The sequence below is a fragment of the Epibacterium sp. ABV4_022 genome (genome assembly GCF_056159345.1).
The window spans coordinates 3,823,092-3,846,767 of record NZ_JBSWVA010000001.1; the positions used below are offsets into that span (position 1 = coordinate 3,823,092).

General features: G+C 62.0%; 24 protein-coding genes. 10 read left to right on the forward strand and 14 right to left on the reverse strand.

Annotation, left to right across the window (positions count from 1 at the left end):
• Positions 1-82: 82 nt before the first annotated feature.
• Positions 83-955 carry a 4-hydroxy-tetrahydrodipicolinate synthase gene (gene dapA / locus ACXAF5_RS18075; RefSeq protein ID WP_005611979.1) on the reverse strand — a complete coding sequence of 291 codons (873 nt, stop codon included), beginning with the start codon at positions 953-955 and terminating at the stop codon, positions 83-85.
• Between the two features lie 138 nt (positions 956-1,093).
• Here dapA and ACXAF5_RS18080 point away from each other — a divergent pair, with 138 nt between their 5' ends.
• A complete protein-coding gene (locus ACXAF5_RS18080) occupies positions 1,094-3,061 on the forward strand; it encodes a lytic transglycosylase domain-containing protein (RefSeq protein WP_474947639.1) in 1,968 nt (655 codons plus the stop codon).
• On the opposite strand, the gene ACXAF5_RS18085 is transcribed toward ACXAF5_RS18080, so the two are convergent.
• Together ACXAF5_RS18085 and mnmC2 are read right to left on the reverse strand one after the other, a co-directional pair.
• Positions 3,017-3,892: a DMT family transporter gene (locus tag ACXAF5_RS18085; RefSeq protein WP_474947640.1), complete on the reverse strand. Its 876-nt coding sequence runs from the start codon at positions 3,890-3,892 to the stop codon at positions 3,017-3,019. The two genes, ACXAF5_RS18080 and ACXAF5_RS18085, sit on opposite strands and share 45 nt — an antisense overlap.
• Positions 3,893-3,907: 15 nt before the next feature.
• A complete protein-coding gene (mnmC2, locus tag ACXAF5_RS18090) occupies positions 3,908-4,591 on the reverse strand; it encodes a tRNA (5-methylaminomethyl-2-thiouridine)(34)-methyltransferase MnmC2 (protein WP_474947641.1) in 684 nt (227 codons plus the stop codon).
• Between the two features lie 58 nt (positions 4,592-4,649).
• Between mnmC2 and ACXAF5_RS18095 the strand changes: the two genes are divergently transcribed.
• The gene (locus ACXAF5_RS18095) at positions 4,650-5,690 is read left to right on the forward strand and encodes an NAD(P)/FAD-dependent oxidoreductase (protein WP_474947642.1); all 1,041 of its coding nucleotides are present in this window, start codon (positions 4,650-4,652) and stop codon (positions 5,688-5,690) included.
• Between the two features lie 109 nt (positions 5,691-5,799).
• On the opposite strand, the gene ACXAF5_RS18100 is transcribed toward ACXAF5_RS18095, so the two are convergent.
• The 4 genes from ACXAF5_RS18100 to ACXAF5_RS18115 all read right to left on the reverse strand — a co-directional run bounded on the left by ACXAF5_RS18100 (position 5,800) and on the right by ACXAF5_RS18115 (position 9,219).
• Positions 5,800-6,342, reverse strand: coding sequence for an NADPH-dependent FMN reductase (locus tag ACXAF5_RS18100; protein ID WP_239322468.1), 543 nt, complete (start codon positions 6,340-6,342; stop codon positions 5,800-5,802).
• 170 nt (positions 6,343-6,512) lie between these two features.
• Complete coding sequence (locus ACXAF5_RS18105; protein WP_239322467.1) at positions 6,513-7,178, reverse strand: YiaD family glycine zipper/OmpA-like lipoprotein; 666 nt, start codon at positions 7,176-7,178, stop codon at positions 6,513-6,515.
• Between the two features lie 169 nt (positions 7,179-7,347).
• The gene (locus ACXAF5_RS18110) at positions 7,348-8,037 is read right to left on the reverse strand and encodes a helix-turn-helix transcriptional regulator (RefSeq protein WP_239322466.1); all 690 of its coding nucleotides are present in this window, start codon (positions 8,035-8,037) and stop codon (positions 7,348-7,350) included.
• A 330-nt stretch (positions 8,038-8,367) separates the two neighbouring features.
• Positions 8,368-9,219 (reverse strand): methylated-DNA--[protein]-cysteine S-methyltransferase, encoded by an 852-nt coding sequence (locus ACXAF5_RS18115; protein WP_474947643.1) that lies wholly within the window; start codon positions 9,217-9,219, stop codon positions 8,368-8,370.
• A gap of 199 nt (positions 9,220-9,418) precedes the next feature.
• Here ACXAF5_RS18115 and nth point away from each other — a divergent pair, with 199 nt between their 5' ends.
• The 3 genes from nth (at position 9,419) to ACXAF5_RS18130 (ending at position 13,782) form a co-directional block, all read left to right on the forward strand.
• Positions 9,419-10,063 (forward strand): endonuclease III, encoded by a 645-nt coding sequence (gene nth, locus ACXAF5_RS18120; protein WP_474947644.1) that lies wholly within the window; start codon positions 9,419-9,421, stop codon positions 10,061-10,063.
• A complete protein-coding gene (locus ACXAF5_RS18125) occupies positions 10,060-11,058 on the forward strand; it encodes an adenosine kinase (RefSeq protein ID WP_474947645.1) in 999 nt (332 codons plus the stop codon). The genes nth and ACXAF5_RS18125 overlap by 4 nt, the downstream gene beginning before the upstream one ends.
• A gap of 354 nt (positions 11,059-11,412) precedes the next feature.
• A complete protein-coding gene (locus tag ACXAF5_RS18130; RefSeq protein ID WP_474947646.1) occupies positions 11,413-13,782 on the forward strand; it encodes a methyl-accepting chemotaxis protein in 2,370 nt (789 codons plus the stop codon).
• A gap of 79 nt (positions 13,783-13,861) precedes the next feature.
• Here ACXAF5_RS18130 and ACXAF5_RS18135 read toward each other — a convergent pair whose 3' ends face one another.
• Positions 13,862-14,350 (reverse strand): MarR family winged helix-turn-helix transcriptional regulator, encoded by a 489-nt coding sequence (locus ACXAF5_RS18135; RefSeq protein ID WP_239365632.1) that lies wholly within the window; start codon positions 14,348-14,350, stop codon positions 13,862-13,864.
• Between the two features lie 107 nt (positions 14,351-14,457).
• On the opposite strand from ACXAF5_RS18135, the gene ACXAF5_RS18140 reads away from it, so the two are divergent.
• Positions 14,458-15,342, forward strand: coding sequence for a DMT family transporter (locus tag ACXAF5_RS18140; protein WP_474947647.1), 885 nt, complete (start codon positions 14,458-14,460; stop codon positions 15,340-15,342).
• A 34-nt stretch (positions 15,343-15,376) separates the two neighbouring features.
• Here the strand turns inward: ACXAF5_RS18140 and ACXAF5_RS18145 are convergent, their stop codons facing one another.
• Together ACXAF5_RS18145 and ACXAF5_RS18150 are read right to left on the reverse strand one after the other, a co-directional pair.
• Complete coding sequence (locus tag ACXAF5_RS18145) at positions 15,377-15,931, reverse strand: hypothetical protein (protein WP_474947648.1); 555 nt, start codon at positions 15,929-15,931, stop codon at positions 15,377-15,379.
• On the reverse strand, positions 15,900-16,382 hold the full coding sequence (locus ACXAF5_RS18150; RefSeq protein ID WP_239322663.1) for an RNA pyrophosphohydrolase: 483 nt from the start codon (positions 16,380-16,382) through the stop codon (positions 15,900-15,902). The genes ACXAF5_RS18145 and ACXAF5_RS18150 overlap by 32 nt, the downstream gene beginning before the upstream one ends.
• 216 nt (positions 16,383-16,598) lie before the next feature.
• Here ACXAF5_RS18150 and ACXAF5_RS18155 point away from each other — a divergent pair, with 216 nt between their 5' ends.
• Both ACXAF5_RS18155 and ACXAF5_RS18160 read left to right on the forward strand, forming a co-directional pair.
• The gene (locus ACXAF5_RS18155) at positions 16,599-18,626 is read left to right on the forward strand and encodes a 2,4-dienoyl-CoA reductase FMN-binding domain-containing protein (protein ID WP_474947649.1); all 2,028 of its coding nucleotides are present in this window, start codon (positions 16,599-16,601) and stop codon (positions 18,624-18,626) included.
• A gap of 126 nt (positions 18,627-18,752) precedes the next feature.
• The gene (locus ACXAF5_RS18160) at positions 18,753-19,313 is read left to right on the forward strand and encodes a type 1 glutamine amidotransferase domain-containing protein (RefSeq protein WP_474947650.1); all 561 of its coding nucleotides are present in this window, start codon (positions 18,753-18,755) and stop codon (positions 19,311-19,313) included.
• 136 nt (positions 19,314-19,449) lie between these two features.
• Here the strand turns inward: ACXAF5_RS18160 and ACXAF5_RS18165 are convergent, their stop codons facing one another.
• On the reverse strand, positions 19,450-19,794 hold the full coding sequence (locus ACXAF5_RS18165; protein ID WP_474947651.1) for an antibiotic biosynthesis monooxygenase family protein: 345 nt from the start codon (positions 19,792-19,794) through the stop codon (positions 19,450-19,452).
• Positions 19,791-20,126, reverse strand: a complete 336-nt coding sequence (locus tag ACXAF5_RS18170) for an NIPSNAP family protein (RefSeq protein WP_239322455.1) — start codon at positions 20,124-20,126, stop codon at positions 19,791-19,793. The genes ACXAF5_RS18165 and ACXAF5_RS18170 overlap by 4 nt, the downstream gene beginning before the upstream one ends.
• 208 nt (positions 20,127-20,334) lie before the next feature.
• Here ACXAF5_RS18170 and ACXAF5_RS18175 point away from each other — a divergent pair, with 208 nt between their 5' ends.
• A complete protein-coding gene (locus tag ACXAF5_RS18175) occupies positions 20,335-21,240 on the forward strand; it encodes a LysR family transcriptional regulator (protein WP_239322454.1) in 906 nt (301 codons plus the stop codon).
• Positions 21,241-21,439: 199 nt separating this feature from the next.
• Positions 21,440-22,042, forward strand: a complete 603-nt coding sequence (locus tag ACXAF5_RS18180; RefSeq protein WP_474947652.1) for a LysE family translocator — start codon at positions 21,440-21,442, stop codon at positions 22,040-22,042.
• Positions 22,043-22,049: 7 nt separating this feature from the next.
• Here ACXAF5_RS18180 and ACXAF5_RS18185 read toward each other — a convergent pair whose 3' ends face one another.
• Positions 22,050-23,105 carry an OmpA family protein gene (locus ACXAF5_RS18185; RefSeq protein WP_474947653.1) on the reverse strand — a complete coding sequence of 352 codons (1,056 nt, stop codon included), beginning with the start codon at positions 23,103-23,105 and terminating at the stop codon, positions 22,050-22,052.
• Entirely contained in the window at positions 23,102-23,674 is a 573-nt protein-coding gene (locus tag ACXAF5_RS18190) for a peroxidase-related enzyme (RefSeq protein WP_239322451.1), read from the reverse strand. Before ACXAF5_RS18190 ends, ACXAF5_RS18185 begins: the two co-directional genes overlap by 4 nt.
• Positions 23,675-23,676: the final 2 nt, after the last annotated feature.

Sequence of the window (23,676 nt, forward strand, 5' to 3'; positions counted from 1 at the left end):
CGCCCCACCACAAGACAATTCGCCAAAACAAAACAGCCCCGGCAAAACCGAGGCTGTCGCATTCAGTAAAAACTGAAATCGATCAGAGCAAGCCTGCGTGCACCATGGCTGCATCAATCTTGGCCTTGGTGCTGTCCTCAAGCCCTGTAAGCGGCGAACGCACTTCCTCGGAACACAGGCCCAGCTTCGACATGCCGTATTTTGCGCCCACCAGACCGGGCTCGATAAAGATCGCCTCATGCAGTGGCATCAGGCGGTCCTGATACTCCAGCGCGGTCTTGTAATCGCCCGCCAGCGTCGCCGCCTGGAACTCGGCGCAGAGTTTTGGCGCGACGTTTGCGGTGACGGAAATACAACCCACACCGCCATGTGCGTTAAAGCCCAGCGCGGTGGCATCCTCGCCCGAGAGCTGGATGAACTCCGGACCACAAGAGGCACGCTGCTGGCTGACGCGCTCCAGCTTGCCGGTGGCGTCCTTGACACCGACTATGCGCGGCAGTTTTGCCAGCTCGCCCATGGTGGCGGGGGTCATATCCACAACTGAGCGCGGCGGGATGTTGTAGATGATGATCGGGATGTCGGCGCAGTCATGCAACGCGCTGAAATGTGCGATCATGCCGCGTTGGGTCGGCTTGTTGTAGTAAGGCGTCACAACCAGCGCCGCGTCGGCACCAACCCGGTGGGCATATTCCACAAAGCGAATCGCCTCGACGGTGTTGTTGGACCCGGCGCCGGCGATCACCGGCACACGGCCAGCAGCGGTTTCCACCACCACTTTGATGACCAACTCGTGTTCTTCGTGGGTCAGCGTCGGGCTTTCACCGGTGGTGCCAACGGGGACGAGGCCGGTCGAACCTTCGGCAATATGCCATTCCACCAAGTGTTTGAGCGTATCCAGATCCAACTCACCATTGCGAAACGGGGTGACGAGGGCTGGCATAGAGCCTTTGAACATGGGAACGCTCCAGTTAGTGGTTTTGATGCGGGCAAATCCTTGCCCGGACAGGCGCGCTGGCGGGAAATTGAGTTGCACCCCGCGACACACGCACTATCGTCACAGCCTCTATCCCCGGATTGCTGGAAAATGCAAGAGATGACACGCAGACTCGCCTGTTCATTGCTGATTTGCGCGACCCTGTTTGGCGCGCCCGCGCATGCGCGCGGACTTGATACCGCCCTCCCCCTGATGCGCGATGGCCAGTGGCAAGAGGCCCTGATCGACGCAGGCGAAGAGGGATCACTTGCCCGTGACGTAATCGAATGGCACCGCCTGCGTGCAGGCAAAGGCACTGCCCGCGATGTCATGTCCTTTATCGACCGCCGCCCCGATTGGCCGGGAATGGACTACCTGCGCCGCCAGAGCGAAGAAGTCATCGCCACCGCAGGACAGGCAACGATACTTGCGTTTTATCGCGATACATCTGAGGCACAGACTGCCGAAGGAGCGCTCAGCCTTGGCGAAGCGCTGATTGGTGCGGGCCGTAAAGGCGAAGGCGAGGCAGAGATCGTGCGCGCGTGGCGCAGCATGGCAATGTCAGAAGAGGTACAAAACGCCTATCTTGCGCGCCATAAGACTCTGCTCGCCAAACATCACGAAGCGCGCCTGAACCGGCTTTTGTGGGAGGGCCACAAAGTATCCTCGCGCCGGATGCTGGATCTAGTCAGCGATGGGGCGCGCAAACTGGCCGAAGCCCGGATTGCCTTGCAGGAACAGGCCAATGGTGTTGATGCGGCGATCGCTGCGGTGCCTGCCAACCTGCAAGATGACGCGGGGCTGGCCTATGACAGGTTTGCGTGGCGCGATGCCAAACGGCGCCAGGACGATGCAATTGCCATGATGTTTGAGCGCTCCACCTCTGCCGAGGCGTTGGGAGAGCCGGACAAATGGCTGCGCCGGCGCGCGGATTTCGCGCGCCAACTGATGCGCGACAATGACAACACCCGCGCCTACAAACTCGCGGCTTACCATTTTTCTGAACCCGACGCAGGCTATGGCTATGCCGACAACGAGTGGATCGCAGGCTATGTCGCCCTGCGCAAACTGGATGATGCCGAGCTTGCGGTCTATCATTTCACCCGTTTCCTCGCCGCCGTGGAAAGCCCGATCTCGGTTGGGCGTGCAGGGTATTGGCTGGGGCGCGCCTATGCCCAGATGGGCGAGATCGACAAGGCCCACGCGGCCTACAGGCTTGGTGCAAAATTCCAGAGTTCCTATTACGGGCTGCTCTCCGCACAGGCGCTGGGGCGCGGGTTTGATCCGCGCCTGACCACACCCGAAGCGCCCGACTGGAAGGGCGCGCCTTTCCTGCAATCGTCGGTTTATAAGGCTGGCATCGCTTTGCTCGAGGCGGGCGATCTGTCGCTGGGCGAGCGGTTCCTGACCCATCTGGTCGAAAGCCTGCCCCCGGATCAGGCGCTGCAACTGGGCCAGATGGCGGTGGATATGAAACAGCCCCACTTGGCTGTGATGATCTCCAAACGTGCTGCCCAGGACGGGCTGGAACTGGCAGGCGCTTATTATCCCTTGCACCCTGTCACCCAGATGAGCCTACCGATGGCGTCCGAGATGGTCTTGGCAATCGCCCGACGCGAAAGCGAATTTGACCCGGTGGTCATCAGCCATGTGGGCGCGCGCGGATTGATGCAGGTGATGCCCGGAACGGCGGAATTGGTGGCCAAGGACCTCGGCATCCTCGACGATCACAAGGTCTCGCGCCTGACCGAAGACTGGCAATATAACGCCAAGCTCGGTGCCGCCTATCTGGCGGGGCTCGCAGGAGAGTTTGACGGCAATGTGGTCCTGATGGCGGCAGGCTATAACGCAGGCCCCCATCGCCCCATTGCATGGATGGAACGCTACGGTGATCCGCGCGACCCGGAGGTGGATGTGGTCGACTGGATCGAGCACATCCCGTTTAACGAGACGCGCAACTACGTGATGCGCGTCACCGAGAGCCTGCCGGTTTATCGCGCGCGGCTGGGGCAGACACCGCTGCCCCAGCCGTTCACGCGCGAACTATCTGGCCGCACGCTTCAGGTTTTCGCGCCAAAAGGTGAATAGCCCCGCAGCCACAACGATGGCCGCACCAATGATCACATTGGTGCGCATATCCTCGCCAAATACCAGCAGGCCAATCATCGCGGCCCACGGCAGCTGCATATACGCAAACGGCTGCACGGCGCTGGCCTCTGCCATCTCGTAGCATTTGATCAGGAGCCAATGCCCAAGTGCGCCCGTGACGCACAGGGTCGCCATCCAGCCCCAATCCGGTGCGGTCATCGGCTCCCACCACCAAAGCCCCAAGGGCGTCACAAAAATCATGCCGTAAACGCCGGTGTAGAAAAAGCTGGTCGCGGTGGTGTCGCGGCGCGCCACATAGCGGGTAAGCAGGCCATAGAGTGCAAACATCAGTGCCGCCAGCAGCGGGATCAGTGCCGCCACCTGAAACACGCCTGACCCCGGTTGCAGGATGATCAGCACACCGATGAAACCCACGCCAATCGCCGCCCAGCGCCGCCAGCCCACTTGTTCGCCAAGGATCGGCCCCGAGAGCGCAGCGATCAGCAGAGGATAACAGACAAAGACCGCGTGGCTCTCGACAAGGCCAAGCACGGTAAAAGCCAGAACCATGACGCAAATCTCTGCCACAAGCACAAAGGCGCGAAAGATCTGCACCCACGGCTGGCTGGTCTGTGCGGCAGCCCTGACGCTGCCACTTTGTTTCAGTGCCAGCGTGATCACAAAGGCCGCAAAGAACCAGTAGCGAATGGTGATCACCATAAAGACGTTATATTCGCTCGCCAAATGCCGCGAAATCCCGTCTTGCAGGGCAAAGACGATCGTTGCGCCGATCATCAGCAAGATGCCCAGTCTGGTGTCGTTCTTGGCCATGACCTGTTCCATGGTTCAGCCTTTCAATTCATCTGTCAAAATTGCCCGCGTCATATGCCGCTTGCGCCCAAAACCGGGGGTGCGCTCTACTTTGAAACCTGCAGCCTCCAGCCCGCGACGGACAAATCCGGCCGCGGTGTAAGTCGCTGCGGTGCCGTTTGGTGCAGTATGATCCGCGACTGCCTGCATCAGATCGTCTTGCCACAGTTCCGGGTTCTTGGCGGGCGAAAACCCGTCCAGAAACCAGGCGTTCGCCTGTCCTGTCCACTCTGGCAGCGACCTGCGCGCGTCGCCGATGACAACCTCCAACTGCAAGCTGCCCAGATCACAGCGTCCATCGCCGGTCCAGTACGCCAGAAACCGCTCCGCCCATGGCGTGATCGCGGGAAAGGCCTCCAGCGCGCGTGCCATATCGGCTGGGGCCATTGGGGAGGCCTCGAAACTGGTGAACCGCAGCGGCGTGCCTTGTCCGCTCTGTTCCCACGCGCGCCACGCGGCCAGCATGTTAAGACCGGTGCCAAACCCAAGTTCTGCGATGTGGAAACCGGGCTGAAACCGGGCGGGCAGATCATTGCCGGCCAGAAAGACATGCTCAGTCTCCAACAGGCCGTTTTGCAGCGAAAAATAAGGGTCGTCGAACTGATCGGAGACGGGCAAATCGCCCTCTCGCCAGCTCAGCCGTGCCTGCTGGTCTGCCATCGCGAATTCCTTTAGGTGAGACGTGACACGAGGGCGAACCTGACGAAAGGTCATGGAAATGGCAACTGCTGAAATCACCGTGCGCGGCGCTGGCATCTTTGGGCTGTCAATCGCATGGGCCTGCCACCAACGCGGGGCCAAGGTGCAGGTGATCGACCCCGCAGGGCCCGGCGCTGGATCAAGCGGCGGGCTGGTCGGCGCGCTCGCCCCGCATGTGCCGGAAAACTGGAACCCAAAGAAGGCGTTTCAGCTTGAGAGCCTGTTGATGGCCGAAGGGTTCTGGGCCGAGGTTGAAGATACCGGGGGTGTTTCGCCGGGCTATGGACGCCTTGGCCGCCTGCAACCCATCGCGGATGAGCGCACGCTGGAACTGGCCCTCGCACGCCGCGAGACCGCAGCCGAGCTGTGGCAAGACCATGCGATCTGGGACGTGCGCCCGGCCTCCGATTTCGGTGACTGGTGCCCGCCCAGCGCAACCGGAATGGTGATCCACGACACGCTCTCGGCGCGCATGCATCCGCGCCGGGCCTGTGCTGCGTTGGTCGCCGCCCTGCGCGCTGGCGGTGTCGAGGTCGCAGGTGACGGGCGCGACGAAGGGCACGTGGTTCATGCCACCGGGTATCAGGGGTTGTTGGACCTGAACGCCCTGTCGCCGCGTCTGGTTGGCACGGGCGTCAAGGGACAGGCCGCACTGCTGGCCTACGATGCCGGTGCGGTGCCACAGCTTTATGCGGATGGGTTGCACATCATTCCGCATGCGGATGGCACCTTGGCCATCGGCTCCACCAGCGAGCGTGAATTCATCCGCCCGGACGAACCTGATGCGCAGCTTGATCAGGTGATTGCACGTGCCATCGCCGCAATGCCACAACTTGCCGGTGCCGAGGTTCTGGAGCGTTGGGCCGGTGTACGCCCCCGCGCCCGCACGCGCGCGCCAATGCTGGGAGAATACCCCGACCGCCCCGGGCATTTCATCGCCAACGGTGGCTTCAAGATCGGCTTTGGCATGGCCCCCAAGGTCGCCGAGGTCATGGCAACCCTGCTGCTGGACGGACGCGACACCATTCCCGACGGGTTTCGTGTCTCTGACAATCTCTGAGTGTGCCGCGGTCCCGGCGTTCAAGAGAGGGATTGCGCTGCGCCAGGCGCATCGCCGAACGCGGGGGCCGCACCCGTTGGGTGCGGCCCCCGCGGCCTGCCCGATGCTGTCACCCAGTTGCAGCCGCGCGAAGCTGGGTCATCAAGTCGGTCAGTGTCTTGGTATAGAGCTCGCTGGTCAGACGTCCGGCCGCGTCGAATTCCTTGCTCGATCCAGCCAGATGTACCTCCGGCCCGGGCAGAACACGCGGGCGAAACGGCACCAGGAAACTGCGCAGGATCATCTGCGCGCGCTCCCCGCCCGCACGCCCCGCTGCGGCAGACATCACGGCCACGGGCTTGTCGGCCCAGGGGTTGCCCTCGGTGCGGCTCACCCAATCCAGCGCGTTCTTGAGCACGCCGGATGGGCCTTTGTTGTACTCGGGCGTCGAGATGACCACGGCATCCGCCCCTGCAATCTGATCGGCCAGCGCCTGCACGGCGGTGGGTATACCGTCGGCCTCTTCCGCATCGCCATCATAAAGCGGCAGGTTCAGATCGCCCTCGATGACCTCCGCAGGACCAAAAAGCCGAGCGGCCTCTCTGGCCAGCTTACGGTTGGTCGCCTCCTTGCGGAGAGAGCCGGAAATAATAAGCAATACTGGATCAGCCATCATTTGGTCCTTTCAAATCATGTATCTCGCTGTGAAAGCTAGGTCGCGTCAGCCCGCAAACAAAGCCCGACCACCGCAGACGGGCTGTGCACCCTTACACAGCTGGCGCACCAAACAAAAAAGGCCGCGCTCGGGGGCGCGGCCTTTGGGGTCTGCTCATCCGTTTGAGCTTAGCTCGCCTGCGGGATGATGACGATTTCCACCCGGCGGTTGCGTGCCTTGCCCTCAACGGTCAGGTTGCTCGCCACGGGCTGATCCTCGCCACGGCCGATGATGCGCATACGGTTGTAAGAGACGCCGCCGGCGGCCATCTCATCGGCGACCGCATTGGCCCGACGTTCAGACAGGGAATAGTTGTAGGAGGCCGCGCCATCGCTGTCGGTGTGACCGATCACTTGAACCACACTGCCCGGATAGCGCTGCAAGCTGCCAGCAACCTTGCGCAGATCGCTCCGCACCACCGAGGAAATCGCAGCGCTGTCGGTGGCGAAGGTCAGGTCATTGGGCAGCGAGACAATCAGACGATCACCGGTGTTCACAATGGAAATCGAGTCATTGTCGAGGCTTTGACGCAGCTCCGCCTCTTGCTTGTCCAACTCTCGCCCGATCAGGCCGCCAGCCAGTGCGCCGACAGCAGCGGTGCCGATGATGGTCTCGGCCTTGTCGTCATCCGAGGTCGCCGCACCGATGCCTGCACCAATCAGGCCACCGATGATGGCCCCGTTCTGAGAGCGGTTGATACCGCCGGGCGCACCATAGGAGGCAGGATCGTCACACGCGCTCAGCGCCACGGCAGCGGCCAGCACGCCAAGGGCGGGGATTTTTGCAAAAGACATTTGTAGTCTACCTTTTCTTCCTCAAACCTGTCTTTTATCGCCCGCGTTTTCTGTTCGCGGGCGGAGACGTTGTGTGTAGATATTGTGCGCATCGCTGCGCGCAGCAAGCGTGCAGGCACCGCGTTCGGCGGATTGCCGCGCACCCCCACTCGCGAACCTGCGGGCCAAGTTACGCCTTGTAAACAAACGTGTCGCGTTCTTGTTCCCGCCACAGCTTGCGCAACAACGCGGCTTCATCACTGAAATGCGCGTCCAGCAAGTCAGCAGACATCATCCGGTCCGTGCGGAAATGACGAAAGCCGCTGCGTAGCTCGCACCACGCCGCAAGCAGCGTGCAGTCGATGTGATAGATCAACGCCAAGGGGCGCAGGATGCGCTCGCTCTGCTCTCCGGCCTCATTCACATAGACCAGTTGCAGTTTCTGGGCGCTGCGGACCGCCTGGCGCAAGATCGCCTTGGACACACAGCCATTGTCGGGGTCATCAAGCGGCGCGCCATACGGGGCAACCTGCAACCACTCGGCGCTGGCGTGGACGTCGCATATCTTGCGCCCAACCCGCGCCGCCGCCTGCTGTAGCGCGCCGTCCCCCGTGCGCATCAACATCGCAAGCCCGACATGCAGCGCCTCGATTTCTTCTTCATCGAAATTGAGCGGTGGCAGATCATACCCCTTGCGCAGCATGTAGCCGATCCCCGCCTCTCCCTCGACGGGCGTGCGCATCGCCTGAAGCGCGGCAATATCGCGGTAGATCGTGCGTTTGGAGACCTCAAGCTGAGCGGCAAGATCCTCGGCCCGAACCGGCGCAGGGGCCGCGCGCAGGATCTGGATCAACTCGAACATCCGATTGCTGCGGGTCATGACACCTCCGGTGATGCAGATGGGCGGGCACATGCCGTGACACCCTGCTGCCATCCTAGCATGCCCCACTGACAACAGGGTGTCAGCAGCGATTTGCTTTTCTCAGAGGGTCACATCACACCCAATGGAGTCTGCGCATGTCGTCTTATGATTGGATCGCTCTTGTCACCCTCGGCCTCGACCGATGGGACACACCACGGCCGCCGCGCACCGCTTATGAAATCGAGCGCGCAGAGGCGTGGGCGGAGCTCGAAGCACATCTGGCTGCACAGCGTCGCGCACGCCGCAAAGCGCTTTTGCAGAGCATAAAGAGGGGTCTCACGCGCATGGTCACGCGGCGCTCTCTTGCGCGACCTCCGCGCGGGCGGCCTCAAAAGCCAGCATCGCGCGTTTGACCGGCACGCCCCAGTGGTAGCCGCCCATGTCGCCGCCCTTGCGCAACACCCGGTGACAGGGGATGAGCCAGCTCAGCGGGTTCTTCCCCACCGCCGTTCCCACGGCGCGCACGGCGCGGGGATTGTCGATGGCTTCGGCAATCTCGCCATAGGTGGTGGCCTCGCCTTCGGGGATCTGCAGGAGCGCCTCCCAAACCTTGATCTGCAAAGGGGCCCCCATCAGATGCAGCGCAGTCTCGCCTTTGCGGGCAAAGGCCGCTTCGACCTGTGGGCGCAACGCATCTGCATCCTCGACAAACGCGGCCTTGGGCCAGCGGGCACGCATATCGCTCAGGGCCGTTTCAGCCCCGACTTCGGCCGCGAAGGCCAGACCACACAGGCCTTTTTCAGTGCCCATGGCGAGTGCCAGTCCGAAGGGGCTGTCAAACCAGCCCCAACGTACGGTCAACCCCTCGCCCCGGCGGGCATACTCACCGGGGCTCATCGCCTCCCAACGCAGGAATAAATCATGCAAGCGGCCAGACCCGGAAAGCCCAACGGCATGGGCGGTCTCCAGCAAGGGCAAATCCTCACGCAACAGCGATTTTGCATGTCCCAAACGCAGGTATTGCTGGTAGCGTTTGGGCGAAACACCAACCCAGGCTGAAAATATACGCTGAAAATGTGCTGAGCTCATGTCCATGCGGGCAGCCAGTTCTTCGAGAGACAGATCCGCCCCATCCGCATCAATGACCTCGATCGCGCGGCGGATGACCCCATAGTGATAAGCCTGTTCGTCCCGCGGCATGGCACTCGTCCTCATTGGTATTCTCTCTACTTCGGCATTGAGATTAGCCACAGTAAGCACGCGGCGCGACCCGGAACCTGCGGTTTGTTTTGTTGCGCGACGCTAAAGCGCGACTTTTGCACCGCAACGCCTGAACCCTTGCGAATACCACGCGTTTTTAATTTGCGCCCTGTGTCCTCAGCGGGCAAAAGAACGCCCGATGGCCAAGCAACTCGATTATCATACGCTCCGCGAGATCTTCACGCGGTTCCAGGACGCCGAGGCCGAACCCAAGGGCGAACTCGACCATGTCAACGTCTACACGTTGGTCGTGGCCGTCGCCCTGTCCGCTCAGGCAACCGACGCAGGCGTGAACAAAGCCACCAAGGATTTGTTCAAAATCGCCGACACACCCCAGAAGATGCTCTCCCTTGGCGAAGAGGGTGTGGTCGAACACATCAAGACGATTGGCCTTTATCGCAACAAGGCCAAGAACGTCATCAAGCTCTCCCGCATCCTTGTCGATCAATACGGTGGCGAGGTTCCCTGTTCTCGTGCAGCGCTCGAAAGCCTGCCCGGCGTGGGGCGCAAGACCGCCAATGTGGTTTTGAACATGTGGTGGCGCTACCCGGCACAGGCGGTGGACACGCATATCTTTCGCGTCGGCAACCGGTCTGGCATCTGCCCCGGCAAGGATGTGAACGCCGTTGAACGGGCGATCGAGGACAATATCCCGGTCGATTTTCAACTGCACGCGCATCACTGGCTGATCCTGCACGGCCGCTATCACTGCAAGGCGCGCAAACCCCTGTGCTCCACCTGCATCATCCGAGATCTCTGCCTCTACGAGGATAAAACACTATGACCAAAACCTACCAGCTCGTCGGTATCGGCAACGCGGTTGTCGACGTGATTTCCCAGTGCGACGACAGTTTCCTCGACCATATGGGGATCGAGAAGGGCATCATGCAGCTGATCGAGCGTGAGCGGGGTGAAGTGCTCTATGCCGCGATGAAGGAACGGGTGCAGACGCCCGGTGGCTCTGTCGCCAATACCATTGCGGGTGCTGGTGCGCTGGGGCTGTCCTCGGCGTTCATCGGCCGCGTGCATGACGACGCGCTGGGGCGGTTTTACGCGCAAGCCATGCAGGACGATGGCGTTGATTTTGTAAACCCGCCCGTCACGGGCGGCGAACTTCCCACCTCGCGTTCGATGATTTTTGTCTCGCCCGATGGCGAGCGCTCGATGAACACCTATCTGGGGATTTCGTCTGAACTCAGCTCTGACGACGTGCCGAACGCGGTCGCAGGACAGGCGCAGATCATGTTCCTTGAGGGGTATCTGTTCGACAAGGACAAAGGCAAAACCGCCTTTATGGAAGCGGCGCGTGACTGCCGCGCAGGCGGCGGCAAGCCGGGCATCGCGATCTCCGATCCCTTCTGTGTCGAACGTCACCGCGCCGATTTTCTGAAGCTGATCGAGACCGAGCTGGAGTTTGTGATCGGCAATGAGGCCGAAATCCGCTCTCTGTTTGAAACCGGTGATCTGGAAGAGGCGCTGGCAAAGACGGCGGCGATCTGCCCGCTGGTGGTCTGCACCCGCTCCGGCGAGGGCGTTACCGTTGTCAGCCCTGCAGGCCGCATCGACGTTCCCGTGACCCGGGTCGTGCCCGTGGATGCCACCGGCGCCGGCGATCAGTTCGCAGCCGGTTTCCTGTTTGGCCTCGCCCACGATCAGGATCTGGAAACCTGCGCCCGAATGGGGAACGCCTGTGCGGCCGAAGTCATCAGCCACATCGGCCCGCGCCCGCAAACCGACATGCGCGCACTTCTGCAAGCAGCGGGCTTGCTGGCGGCCTAAACGCCCGTGCCCGCAGACAAGATACGCCTTGAGCCAATCGCCGACATCGAGAGGCTCAAGGCATGCGACCCAGGGTAGTATTCGGTAATTCAAATACTACCAGACCGACCAAAACCGAACCCAAATCCAAAAACGAAATGCGCCGTTTGCGCTTTGGGTTCGCGAATCACACTTTCCTCAATGAATACAAGCCTTCACCTTTGATGCCGCCGCTTGGCGCCATATAGGTCATAAACTTCGCGCAAAAGTATAGTAATTCGCGAAAGAGAGGTATTGCCACCCAGATTTGCCAATTCTTAAGTTTGCCACGCGAGGTCTAGAATGTGGATCACATCTATCCGATAGGACCTCGCCATGTTTCGTATGAATGCCCTTCGAGTTTCCCAGAAGCTGCCGCTCTACTTCGCAGCTTTCAGCGCGTCCATCAGCGCCATCCTCATCGCCGCCGCGCTCTTTGCCTTTCACGGGTATGCCGAACGCGCCGTCGAGAACCAGATGGAGACAATCACCGCTGATCGCAGCGCATCGGTACGCAATATGATGTCCACGATCCGAGCGGATCTGACGTCGCTTGCCGCCTCGCCGGCCACCGTCAACGCCCTGGGATCATTTGCGACCACGTGGGAGGATCTTGGGGGAGCGGCCGCGGACACGCTGCGCACCGCCTACATCAAGGACAATCGGCATCCCGTCGGCGAAAAGCACAAGCTGCACAGGGCAGACGGTGACGCCGCCTATCACGAGATCCACGAAACCTATCATCATGGCCTGCGGACGCTGATCGAAAGCAAAGGCTATTACGATGCCTTTCTGATCAACCCAGCAGGCGACATCGTCTATTCCGTCTTCAAGGAAATGGACTACGCCACCAGCCTCACCAACGGTGCCTACAAGGACTCCGGGCTTGGGGCAGCCTTTCGCGATGCACAGTCCGCCAAGACTGGAACCGTGGCCTTTGCGGACATGGAACCCTATGCCCCCAGCAATGGCGCTGCCGCCGCGTTCCTCGCGTCGCCGGTCGTTGATGGAGACGGCACCCGCCTGGGCGTCATCGCGATCCAGGTTCCCGTGGATCTGCTGGGTCAGATTACCAACAACACCGATGGCCTTGGCGAAACCGCACAGGTCTACCTGATGGGCGCAGACCTCATGGCGCGCACCAATTCCCGCTTTGAGGACGGGTTCCGGGTGCTCGACACACTGCCGGAGAACGATCATATCATGCTGGCGCTTGACGGTGAAACGCACTTCTTCAAGGGCGCGGATGGGCTGGATGGCCACCCGGTCTATGCCTACTCCCGGCCGCTCGACCTCGGGATTGCCAATTGGGTTCTGGTCATCGAACAGGATGTGCACGATGTCATGGCACCGCTGCGCAGCCAGGCCTGGGTGCTCGGTCTGATCGCCATTGGCGTATGTTTGGCCATGTCCTTTCTTGGCTGGCGGATCGCCTGTTCCTTTACGCATCCCCTAAACCGTATTCGCACCGGCATGGCCGAGGTTGCGGACGGCAATCTGGATACCGACGTCGCTGACGCAAGCCGCGGCGATGAGATCGGGGATATCGGCAAGGCGCTGGTGTCGCTTCAGGACGACCTCCGTCTGGCGCGTGAAGCCGAGGAAGCCCGCGCGCAACAGCAGCAGGAACAGCAGATTGTGGTGGAACACCTCAGCGCCGGGCTGCTGCGTCTGTCGCAAGGGGATTTCTCTGCCACCATCGACACGCCATTCTCGGGCGAGCATGAAAAGCTGCGTGCCGATTTCAACACGACGGTGAGCACGCTCAATCAGACGCTCGGCCATGTGGTGAGCGCGGTCGAGCGCATTCGCAACGGTGCCGCCGAGATCAACCAGTCGTCCGACGATCTGTCCCATCGCACCGAGAGCCAGGCCGCAACGCTGGAGGAAACCGCCGCCGCGCTGGAAGAAATGACAGCAAGTGTGAAATCCGCCGCTGAAAGCGCCCGCAGTGTGGAGCAGATCACCGGTGAGGCCAAACAAGAGGCCGAAACCAGCGGCGGCGTGGTACAGAACGCGGTGACCGCAATGACCGAGATCGAACAGTCGTCAAAGAAGATCGAACAGATCATCTCGGTGATTGACGATATCGCCTTCCAGACCAACCTGCTGGCACTGAACGCTGGTGTCGAGGCTGCACGCGCAGGCGAAGCTGGCCGCGGCTTTGCGGTGGTGGCAAGCGAGGTGCGCGCTCTGGCGCAACGCTCCTCCGAGGCCGCGATGGAGATCAAATCCCTGATTGGCGAAAGCTCCAAACAGGTGGAATCGGGTGTCGACCTCGTCGGCAAGGCCGGTGAAGCGCTCCAGATGATTGTTCAACGCGTGAACCACATCTCTCAACTGGTGTCGGGAATCGCAGAAGGCGCATCCGAGCAATCGAACGGCATCGAGGAAATCAACACCGGCATGGTGCAGCTCGATCAGGTGACGCAACAGAACGCCGCCATGGTGGAAGAAGCCTCCGCCGCGTGCCAGATGCTGGACAGCGACGCCTCTCAACTGGGCAGCGTCGTGGCGAACTTCAAACTGTCCGGTGCGGCAGGCCAGGATCAACACGCCGCCCCCGCCAGCTCTGATCGCCCTGCCCGCACCCTCCAGCGCGACGAGTGGGACGTGTCCGCCGATCACGAGGACGCGACACCGCCCGCGCCGACGGCGCATGGCACCGATGGCAATGCCGCGCTCAACTTCTACGAGGACTTCTAGAAGCGCGCCCTTGCGCCGTGCCACACCCCAGGCCGGCGCCGGGGCTCCCTGACGAGGACCGACACATTGGACCGTACCATCAGGTGCGGTCCAATGCCGTCAGCGCCTTGCTCAACAACTCGGCCAACTGGTCGACCTCTTCGGGGGACAGCCCCTCGATCAGGCCGGATTGTGTGGCGACATGGGCCTCCACGACTTCATCGATCAGCGTCAGCCCCTCAACGGTCAGGGCGATCAGGAAACTGCGGCTGTCCTCCGGATTCGTCGTGCGACTGACCAAGCCATCCGCCTCCAGTCGATCAATCCGGTTGGTCATGGTTCCGGATGCCACCATCGTCGCCTTCATCAACGCCCCCGCCGACAGGCGATACGGCGCGCCTGCCCGGCGCAAAGTGGCCAGCACATCGAATTTCGCCGCATTGAGACCATAGCGGGCGAAGGTCTGTTCCATCGGTTTCAGGTAGGCCAGATAGAGCCGCCCGACGCGCCCGATCACCCCCATCGCGGTCACATCGAGGTCGGGCCGCTCGCGGCGCCATTGCTCCAGAATGAAATCCACATGATCCATGCGCCAGTAATGTGCCGCGACGCGAAGGAGGTCAATGCGATGCAAATATCTTGACGTCGAGACTTTGCATCACTATCTCGACATCGAGATATATGGGGAGTCCCACCATGACGAATAACAAAGACCTTGCCCTGACCGCACTTGCGCCGGCCATTTGGGGCAGCAGCTACATTGTGACGACAACGTTCCTGCCCGGAGAATCGCCCTATCTGGTGGCTCTGCTGCGGGCTTTGCCTGCCGGCCTGCTCCTGCTTCTGATCGTGCGCCAGCTGCCGCCCATCGCCCTCCTGCCAAAGATCTTTGCGCTTGGTGCGTTGAACTTTTCTGTATTCTGGGCGCTGCTGTTCTTGTCGGCTTACCGTTTGCCCGGCGGCGTCGCCGCCACGTTGGGCGCTGTACAGCCACTGTTCGTGATGGGGTTGTCGGGGGTTCTCCTTGGCACACGCCTCCACGGCAAGGGCATACTGGCGGCGATCCTGGGCATTCTGGGGGTCGGGCTGCTGGTGCTCGGGCCGGAGGCCAGCCTTGATCCCGGTGGGGTGGCGGCCGGGCTCGGCGGGGCGCTTTCGATGGCCACAGGCGTGGTTCTCACCCGCAAATGGCAACCCGGCGTGCCGGCATTGACCTTCACCGCCTGGCAGCTCACCGCCGGGGGACTGTTGCTGATCCCCGTGGCCGTGTTTGCCCTGCCTGACTGGCCGAGCCTCACGACCAACAACCTCATCGGCCTCAGCTACATGAGTCTGATTGGCGGCGCGTTCACCTATATCCTGTGGTTTCGCGGCATCGGCCGCATCGCTCCGGCGCAGATCTCGCTCCTCGGGGTCTTCAGCCCGCTGACAGCAGTGATCCTGGGGGCGCTTTTTGCAGGCGAGAGTTTCTCCGCGCTGCAAGCGCTGGGGGCTGTGGTGGCCTTGTTCTCTGTCTGGCTGGGACAACAGGGCACAAAACCCCTTGCGGTCAAGACGACAACAAGGGTCGCAGCGCAGTAGGGCGTAAGGGGCCCTGTCGGCAAACCTCTGGCGGTCAGTCGTCGGCCAGAGGTGACACCGCCCCGTCCAGGCTCTCGGGCAGCTGCGAGGGGCAGACCCCACCCCGGTGGCATTGCAGGACCGTATCCCCGGCGCTTCCATCCTCTGCCGCAAAGAAGAAGCCGCCACAGGGTTCTACAACCGCCACGACCCGCTCGTCGGTCTGCCGGGCAAAGAACAAATAGCGTGTGCCGGACACCAGGCTTCCGCACCATGGCCCCAAACAATGGACTTCCAGCGTGATTTGCCCGTCGACGGACTGGTCGAAGATCCGCTCTCCCAGCATCAGCCCCGTGACCTGTGCCGGGATCTCGGTCGGCTGTTCGGTCGCGCGCGGCGCAGCTTCAGAGTAGCGCGGCAGGAGTGCTTCATCAAAGCTCACACGCCCCTCGATCACGACAAAGGGGTCCTCGCTTTCGGATACGATCCGATAGACATCCCCCGGTCCCATCGGCAAGCAACTGAGCGCAGAGGCCTGGGTTGCCATCGCCAGCGTCAGCCCTGCGACAAAGATGGCATTACAAATAGGCTTTGAATTCCTCGACGACACGCGCATAGACCTCCTTCTTGAAGGGGACAACCTTGTCCACCAGTTCCTCCACCGGCTGCCAGCACCAGGCCGAGAACTCAGGATCCTTGGTTGCGATATTGATCTGGTCGTCGCGTCCGGTGAACCGCAGCAGAAACCACTTCTGTTCCTGCCCGCGGTATTTGCCACCCCAGAAATGAGGCACCACCTCATGCGGCAGATCATAGGGCAGCCAGCCGTCGCTTTCTGCGATGATCTCGACCAGATCGGGGGTAACGCCGGTTTCCTCTTCCAGCTCACGGAGCGCGGCGAGGCGGGCATCCTCCCCTTTGTCGATCCCGCCCTGCGGCATCTGCCAGGCGTCCTTGTGCCGATCCATCCGCTGGCCGACCCAGACCGCCCCGTCCCCGTTTATCATCATCACCCCGACGTTGGGGCGATAGGGCAAACCCGCGATTTCGTCAGGGGTCATTGCCTTCGGGGCGGGCTTCTTGGTCTTTTTGCTCATGCTGTTCCTGTGGCCTCACGCCTGTGCCTAACCGTCTGCCCCCTCTTAGATCGCGTGCCGCGGGGGCACGCAAGGGGGTGACGCCGCGTATGGAGGTGACAATCCCGAGCCGCCGGGCGATCCTGCGCCGCAAGAGCGCCCCGCATGGGGACGCGACGAAGGACATGGAGGGAGAGTGTCATGGCTGCGTACCCACATCTGCTGGCCCCGCTGGATCTGGGCTTCACCACGTTGAAGAACCGGGTGCTGATGGGCTCCATGCACACGGGCCTGGAAGAGACCCGCGATTGGAACCGGGTTGGCGAATTCTATGCCGCCCGCGCCCGGGGCGGTGTGGCGCTGATGGTGACAGGCGGCATTGGTCCGAACCTCGAAGGTTCCGTGCTGCCGGGCGCGGCGATGATGACGACGGAACAGGACGTCGCCAACCATTCCGTCGTGACCAAGGCCGTGCATGAGGCCGGCGGCAAGATCGCGATGCAGATCCTGCATGCGGGCCGCTACGCCTACGGGCCGAAATGCGTCGCCCCCAGCCCGATCAAATCTCCGATCTCTCCGTTTCCGCCGACGGAACTGGACGAAGAGGGCATCGAAAAACAGATTTCCGACATCGTGACCGCCGCGCGTCTGGCACAAGAGGCTGGCTACGACGGGGTCGAGATCATGGGCTCGGAGGGCTACTTCCTGAACCAGTTCCTCGTCACTCACACCAACAAGCGGACTGATCGCTGGGGCGGCGCTTACGAGAACCGCATGCGCCTGCCGGTCGAAGTGGTACGCCGGGTGCGGGAGGCCGTGGGGGAGGAGTTCATCCTGATCTACCGTCTGTCGATGATCGACCTGGTGCCCGACGGATCGACCTTTGACGAGGTGGTGCAACTGGCCAAGGCTGTCGAAACCGCGGGGGCGACGATTATCAATACCGGCATCGGCTGGCACGAGGCCCGCATTCCCACCATCGCCACGTCGGTGCCGCGTGCTGCCTTTGCCTGGGTCACGCAAAAATTGATGGGGCATGTTTCGATCCCCGTCATCACCTCGAATCGGATCAACACTCCTGAGGTCGCCGAAGATGTTCTGGCACAGGGCTGTGCCGATATGGTGTCGATGGCGCGCCCGATGCTGGCGGACGCGGAGTTCGTCGCCAAGGCCGCAGAGGGGCGCGCGGCGGAAATCGCCCCTTGTATCGCCTGCAACCAGGCCTGCCTTGATCATACGTTCGGCGGCAAGCTGACCTCCTGCCTTGTGAACCCGCGCGCCTGTCACGAAACCGAACTGGTGCTCTCCCCGGCAGGGCACACAAAGACCGTGGCGATCGTCGGGGCCGGCCCCGCGGGCCTGTCGACCGCGCTGGCTGCTGCGGAACGCGGCCACGCCGTGACGCTGTTCGATGCCGCAGAAGAAATTGGCGGCCAGCTCAACATGGCCAAGCAGATCCCCGGCAAGGAGGAATTCTGGGGCCTCGTCGACTGGTATCGCACCATGATTGCCAAAGCGGGCATCTCGGTGCAATTGGGCCGCCGTGTAGGCGTTGCGGATCTCGCGGGTTTTGACGAGGTCATTGTTGCCACCGGCGTCGTGCCCCGCGACCCCGGCATTCCGGGGCAGGATCACGGCTCTGTCGTCAGCTACATCGATGTGCTGCGTCACAAGGTGCAGGTGGGGGACAAGGTCGCCGTGATCGGTGCCGGGGGTATCGGATTTGATGTCGCGGAATACCTCCTGCACGAAGGTGACAGCCCGACCGAAAGCCTGCCCCTGTGGATGCGCGAATGGGGCGTGACCGATCCGGGCGAACATCGCGCGGGCCTGGCGCCCGAAGGGCCGCAACCCGAAGCACCGGCGCGGCAGGTGACGCTCTTGCAGCGCAAGGCCGAGCGCCACGGCAAGCGGCTGGGCAAGACGACAGGATGGATTCATCGTGCCACGCTAAAGATGAAGGACGTGGAGTTTGTCGGCGGCGTGAACTACGAGCGGATCGACGACGCGGGGCTGCATGTCAGCTTTGGCGAGGCGCGCGACACCCCCACCGTGATCGAGGCCGACACCATTGTTCTCTGTGCCGGGCAGGTCAGCGAACGGTCCCTGGCCGACCAACTGGCCGAGGCCGGAATCACCGCCCATGTGATTGGCGGAGCAGATGTAGCCGCGGAACTGGACGCCAAACGCGCCATCAATCAGGGCACTCGGCTGGCGGCAACACTGTGACCTGACGCAACGTGACCCTTACTGCGAAAACCCCGTCCGGAACATCCGTGGCGGGGTTTTCGTTTCCTGTTCGAGCCGGTCGCCACAAGGCGATCATTCAAGGCAACAGACAGGAAAGGACAGAAGATGCCGAAGATTTCCGACGCAAAAGTCCTCATCATCTCAACCCACGGCTACGAAAAATCCGAACTCGAAGTCCCGCGCGACGCGTTGCGCGCCAAGGGCGCAACCGTGCATGTCGCCACGCTTGACGGGAAAAAGATCCGCGGCTGGGAAGGCCCGGACTGGAACGGCGAGGCCGAAGCGGATCGGAAGGTCGCAGACGTCAACGCCTTTGACTATGATGCGCTGGTCATTCCCGGCGGTCAGATCAACCCGGACCTGCTGAGGGTCGAGGAGAACGTGATCGCCCTCGTCAAGGATTTCCACAACGAGGGCAAAGTGATCGCAGCCGTGTGCCACGCGCCCTGGGTGCTGGCCGAGGCGGGGATCGTGAAGGATCGCGACATGACCTCTTACGGCTCCATCAAGACCGACATCATCAATGCAGGTGCCAATTGGGTCGATGCTGAGGCAGTGGCGGACCAGGGTATCGTCACCAGCCGCCAGCCCGATGACCTAGAGGCCTTTGTTGCAAAAATCGTCGAAGAGATCGAGGAAGGCCGCCACCAGCGCAAAGCCGCGTAACCCCGTCATCTGCCGGCTGTGGGGGTGAGACACACCGCCCCCGCAGATGCTGCGTTCTCATCCACACCGCGAACACCCCAGACGCACCACCGCACGAAACGGCGCCCCAAGCATTTCCGCACGCGCATTTGCGAGGTCAATCGTGTCGCACGCGGCTGTCGTCCGGGGCCTCTTCACGCTCCGACATTCCGTAGTCGCGGATGACACCGGCCACGCGCAGGCGATAATCCTCAAAATACCCATTGCGGCCTTTTGCCTGCGCAATGCGGTGCTTCTCCATCTGCCGCCACCGGCTCAAGGCCGCTTCATCTTTCCAGAAGGACAGTGACAACAGCTTGCCCGGCGTTGTGAGGCTTTCAAACCGCTCCACCGATATGAAACCTTCGATCCCTTCGAACAATGGGCGCAGCGTGACCGCGTGGTCCAGATAGGCCTCTTTCATCCCCTGTGCGGGTGTCACCTCAAAGATTACAGCGATCATCGTTCCTCTCTCCCTCCGGGCCCATGCGGTGTCGAGGCCAGTGTAAGCCAGGTGCGGTCCTCACGCAGGATGAACTTCTCCTTTTGGGCAAATTCATAGTTCTGGCGTCCCAGCGGATCCGCCGCCAAACGGGCGCGATAGGCCTCATATGCCGCCAGAGACGGGATCGAATAGATCCCATAGGCCAGTGTCGAAGAGCCTTCATGCGGCGCGAAATAGCCGAACAGATCGGCACCATTGCGCGGAATGGCCTGCCCCCAGGTCTGGGCATATTGGCGGAATTGGGCATGTTTCGTCGGATCGATCTGATACCGGATGATGCAGGTCAACATCGCAGGGTCCTTTGTGTTCAGTGCCTGCCCGTCCTGACATGTCCCGCCCCGGCGATGCTTCGGCGCGCATCGAAATATCCCGCGCCCCCTGTTTCCTGACCACGAACGATCCGGCGAAAACCCTGCAATTATCCCAAGCCCGCCCCGATCTTGCCCGATTTGCCCCGCAGGAAGGGCAAGAGACAGAACGTGCGATGAGGAATGCGAAATGGACCGACTGACCGAGATGGAAGCCTTCGCCAATGTGGTGGATCAAGGCGGGTTCACGGACGCAGCCAAGAAGATGGGCATCTCCAAATCTGCCGTTTCCAAACATGTCTCCAGCCTCGAAGCCCGCCTGGGTGCGCGATTGTTGAACCGCACCACGCGCCGGGTGTCGCCGACGGAAATCGGCCTGGCCTACTACGACCGCGCACGACGGGTGCTGAACGACGCTGGCGAGGCCGACGCATTGGTGACATCGATGCAAACGGCCCCATCCGGCCTGTTGCGGATTTCGGTTGCGACGGATTTCGGCGTCAACCACCTGTCGCCGGTCCTGTCCGATTTCCTGCGCGATTTTCCCGACATCACCGTCAATATGGTGCTCAACAACCGCTTCGTGGAATTGATCTCCGAAGGGTTCGACATGGCCGTGCGCATTGGCGAACTGGAGGACAGCAGCCTTCGGGCCCGCAAACTGACCGAGACCACCAAACGCATGGTCGCGTCGCCCGGCTACCTGGAGAAATTCGGCCGCCCGCAAAAGATCGACGACCTCAATGCGCACAAACTGCTGCATTATTCCAACCAGTCCAGCGGCAACGTCTGGAAACTGACCGCGCCCTCGGGCGAAAAACGCCAGGTGCGCTCGACCGGCTGGCTCTCGGTCAATGACGGGCAATCCCTGCTGAACGCCGCCATATCGGGGCTCGGGATCGCCTATCTTCCGAGCTACCTCTACGCCGAGGCCAAGGCCGAAGGTCTGGTCGAGGACGTGATGCCCTCCCTCCCGGTCGAAACCCTAGGCGTCTATGCCGTCTATCCGCCGGGACGGTTCACGCAACCCAAGGTCCGCGCCTTCATTGATTTTCTCGCCCATGCCTTTGCGGAGAAGGGCATGGAGACCTGGTAGGCGCTTTGCCAAGGGTGCCCCCGCTCGGCACCCGGCTCTACCTCGGCTTCAAGGCGATCCACACTTCCCTCGACTGCCCCTTGCATATTCTGCAGGGGGCTTTTGTTCGGCCCGACGCGCCAATGCGCAACATTCGGGTCGCTGCAAGGCGCACTGCCTGACACATCATCAGCGCAGAACCGCCTCGATGGACACGCCGATGATCCTTGCCTTGCTGATGTTTCTTCTGCCACTGGCCTATAGCCCAGGCCCTGGAAACCTGTATTTTGCGGCCGCGGGCGCGCAGTTTGGTGCCAGAGCAACGATTGCGGCCTCGGTGGGCTACCACCTCGCCACCTGGGGCGTGACGCTCGCCATCGGTCTGGGCAGCCTCGCAACGCTTGCGCAACATCCCGCCATCTTTGCCGCGGTCAAGCTGTTGGGCGGGGGGTACATTCTTTGGATCGCATGGCGGTTCGCACGCAGCAGCCGGTTGCGTCACAGGCATGCGGCAACCGACGTCCGCTTTGTGGATGGTGTGATCCTGCTGCTGTTCAACCCCAAGGCCTATGTCATCATCGCATTGATGTTCAGCCAGTTCCTCGACCCTGACCGGTTTCCGGTTGTCGACCCTGGTCACATCGGACAGGTTCTTCTGATTACAACAGTCTTCACGTTGAACAACCTCTTGGCCTTTACCATCTGGACCTTGGCAGGGGATCGGCTTGCCCGCGTGTTTTCCAGCCCCGCCCAGGCGCGCTGGCTCAACACCGGCTTTGCTGTCACGCTCGCGGGCGTCGGGCTCTGGATGCTGCTGGATTGAGCAAGGCTCAGGGTCTGACCAGAACCGCCTCGACCCGACGATTGGTTTCGCGCCCGGCTTCGGTCGTGTTCGGCGCCAAGGGGGCCATATAGCCCGCGCCCGCCACCTGGATGCGATCCCCAGCGATGTCGTAGCGCGAGATCAGCCGCTCACGCACGCTGGCGGCCCGCCGCCGGGACAAGGCAATATTGCTGTCGAGGCCACCCACCGTATCCGTATGCCCTACGAGCAGGATGGTGGCGTTTTCACGCTCCGTCATGAAGGCCGCCAACTGACGCAGGCTGTCGAAGGGCCCATCTCCCATACGGGTCGAACCGGAGGCAAATTCCAGATCGAGCAGCGGCACATGTCCTTGCAGAACAATCAGGTCGGCAATCGCTCCGGTCGACAGACGCCCCCCCTTTGCGATCGCATCTGCCAGCAGCGCCTGCGGACCCGATGGCGTTGCGGTTTCTTCCCCGAGGTTGGTGGGCGTTGCCGCCTCGTCGGTGCCGGAAAGCACCCCCACGCCCTCCGGCGGCGCCAATGGTCGCAGCAACTGCTCCGGATCGTGACGCTCCAGCAGCTGCACATAAATCGACCCCGCAGAGCGCGACACCAGAAGCGAAACCGCCACGCCGCTCTCCGGGTGCTGCGCCGCCAGGAATTCATAATCCGACAGGTTCACCGCCATATCCGGTGCCGGGATCACCTCGATCCCGAACCGAAAGCCAAAACCGCCGCAGGCCGCCGCGGTGCAGGCAAAGACCTCTTCAAAGCCGCGCTCCGTCAAGGCTGCCCGGATCGGGGCCAGCACCTGAAGCGCGCTCCAGTCTCCGTTCAAGCGCCAGCTGCGTCTGTAAATGCGCCCTTCCAGTGCCCGGACGGGCACTTCGTCGCCCGCCACCGGACCAATCGGCAACAACAACGTGTCAAGCTGGGTTTCCTGCTCTCGCAGCAACTCCTCTCCCGCTGGCAACGGGATCGTGATCGGGGCCGCCGTGGCGCTGGTCGCGCTGATCACGCACAGCAGCACCGCCGGCGGGAAGCGCCGCGCGACCCGGGCCATCTGTGACAAGATCACCGGCACTGCCCGTGATACTCCGCGTTGGGTGCCATGGCCGTGGCGCTTGCGACCCGGTTGGTCATATTGAAAAAACCCGCCACATTGGCGATGTCCCAGATATCGCGGTCATCAAAACCGTGGTGCCGCAGAGCCTCGCGATCAGCTTCTTCGATCTCGGCGCTGGATCGGGTCATCTTGGCGGCGAAATCCAGCATTGCGCGCTGACGCGCATCAACGGGCGCAACACGGTAGTTCATCACCAGCATTTCCCCCAGCACGGGATCGCCCGACAACTGCCGCACCGCCGCACCATGCGCCACCAGGCAATAGAAACACTTGTTGATCGAAGAGACTACCACCGCGATCATTTCGCGTTCCAGCTTTGACAGCTTGCTCTCGCCCAGCATCAGATCATTGTACATCGCGGTAAAGGCGTTGAGCTTCTCGATGTTGAAGGCATAGGCCTTGAGCACGTTCGGCACCATGCCAAGCTTGTCCTGGCAGATGTCGAAATACTTCTGCGTCTCGGGCGGCAGCGGGTCTGCCATCGGCAGGTCGAGCGCGGTCGGCTCCTTGAGTTTGGTCATCG